A 1,267-nucleotide genomic window follows, 5' to 3' on the forward strand; every position below is an offset into this window, starting at 1 on the left:
GTCGCCTTCCAGAGCCGCTCGGATTTGGAGGCGAAACTCGGTAACGCAGCAAAAATGCTGCAGGTCTTGGCGAACTTAAACAACCAGATCATCTTACGATTGGAAGACACCGACACGGCGCAGTGGTTCTCGGACAAGGTGGGCGAAACCGGCATCACCAACATCGTTCAATCCAGCAGCACCAGCACCGGCAGTGAAGCCCACTTGGGCGAATTCAGCGGCTCGGTGTCTCGTTCCCGGCAACTGGAAAAGGTGCCCATGATTCCAGTCGAGCTGATTACCAAGTTGCCCAACCTCCAGTATTTCCTGCGGGTCTCCGGTGGCGCCGCCTACCAGGGTCGCATCCCCATCATCGAAGGATAAGTTCGCACATGTCCAGCCTGTTTCGCCAGATCGTCAAGCAGCACAAGCTGTCGGCCAAACTGTCGCCCGTCTTCCTCTGTTTCCCGGAGTTGGACGACGTCTGCACCCGGCTCGTGGACTTCATCGGCCTGAACTTCATCGTGCGCGACGAGCCGCTGGTGAAGGAAATGCTGATGGACGCGCTCGCCGGCTACAAGGTCGAGCGCAAGGCCGGTGACGGCAATGTCGCCTTCATGCGCGGCCTCTTTGCGCGATCGCACGAGTTGTATGCCAAGCGCTATGCAGCCTTCAAGGGCGAGAAGTACAACGTCTGGGCCCCGTTCCTGGAACCGATCCCGTTGTTCGAAGCGCGCCAGTTGCCGGGTTATGTCTGCCGCATGGTCGATGAGCCATGCCCCGAGCCGATCACGCCGCGCAGCGCCGCTTTTCAGTTAGCCGCCCGCGTCCTCAAGGGACCGACCTTCCGCCGCTATTTCGAGGAATACGATGCCATTAGCCAACACGCTCATTGCTAAGCTCGCCCGCCTCGCGCCCGCTGAGGTTGCGGACATGCGCGCTTGGGTGCGCGCCAACGACGCCGATACCCCGGTACCGGAAGGGTTCACCCAGGGCCGGCATGCCTTCGCGATGGCGCTAGTGAAGTTCGAACAGGATCGCCCCGCACAGTTTTGGGGTGGCCTTCTCGCTTTCATCGCGATTCCGTGCCTGGTCCTTCATTCCCTGCTGCGCTGATATGTCCAACAGTCGTTTTGCTTCGCACATGCGCCTGTGGCTGGTCGTCACGCCCGTATTACTGGCGACACTCGCGCCCGTGCTGCCCGATGACAGGCACTTCGAGATCGATGCCGCTGAGCAGGCTTCGGTCGAATCCGTGTTCGGGGAAAACCGGGCCAACGATCTAGCC

General features: G+C 60.5%; 3 protein-coding genes. All 3 read left to right on the top strand.

Going from position 1 to position 1,267, the window contains the following annotated elements; genetic code table 11:
- A partial coding sequence (locus tag ACYP5B_RS04700; RefSeq protein WP_459568739.1) for a TraM recognition domain-containing protein occupies positions 1-363 on the top strand: 363 nt, incomplete at its 5' end.
- 8 nt (positions 364-371) lie between these two features.
- Positions 372-878 carry a hypothetical protein gene (locus ACYP5B_RS04705; protein ID WP_459568740.1) on the top strand — a complete coding sequence of 169 codons (507 nt, stop codon included), beginning with the start codon at positions 372-374 and terminating at the stop codon, positions 876-878.
- Positions 850-1,095, top strand: coding sequence for a hypothetical protein (locus ACYP5B_RS04710; RefSeq protein ID WP_459568741.1), 246 nt, complete (start codon positions 850-852; stop codon positions 1,093-1,095). Before ACYP5B_RS04705 ends, ACYP5B_RS04710 begins: the two co-directional genes overlap by 29 nt.
- Positions 1,096-1,267: the final 172 nt, after the last annotated feature.

Source organism: Cupriavidus sp. 8B, from assembly GCF_054589115.1.